Source organism: Pseudomonas sp. 5P_5.1_Bac1 (genome assembly GCF_025466015.1).
Taxonomy (GTDB): domain Bacteria; phylum Pseudomonadota; class Gammaproteobacteria; order Pseudomonadales; family Pseudomonadaceae; genus Aquipseudomonas.
In genome coordinates, this window is sequence record NZ_JANLNX010000073.1 from 1 (window position 1) to 340 (window position 340).

The window sequence follows — 340 nt, forward strand, 5'->3', positions numbered from 1 at the left end:
GAGCGGCGTGTTGGTGTTCAACACGTTGTTCGGTGCGATGAAGTCGACCGAACCGCTGCTCGCATTAACCGGGATAGTGATCGACTGGCCGTTGGCCAAGGTGATGACCAGTGGAGCGCCGGTGACCGGTGCGGTAACCGAAGCGGTATAGGTGACCACGCCACCTTCAACAGCACTGGCAGTCGCGGTCAGGGTGACGGTCGACGTATCAATCGAATCCGTTACAGCTGTGACCGCTGCGGTTGGGCTGACTTCGAGGTGCTCGAAGTCACCACCGGTGGTGCCCGTGATGGTCACGCTGACGCTGCCGGCGTCCACATAAACAGTGTCTTTCGGGGCT

At 60.3% G+C, this 340-nt stretch carries 1 protein-coding gene; it reads right to left on the reverse strand.

Features of this window, described 5'->3' with window-relative positions; all coding sequences use genetic code 11:
• Positions 1–340: immunoglobulin-like domain-containing protein (locus tag NTD82_RS15920; RefSeq protein WP_262129404.1), on the reverse strand; the 340-nt coding region annotated here is incomplete at both ends.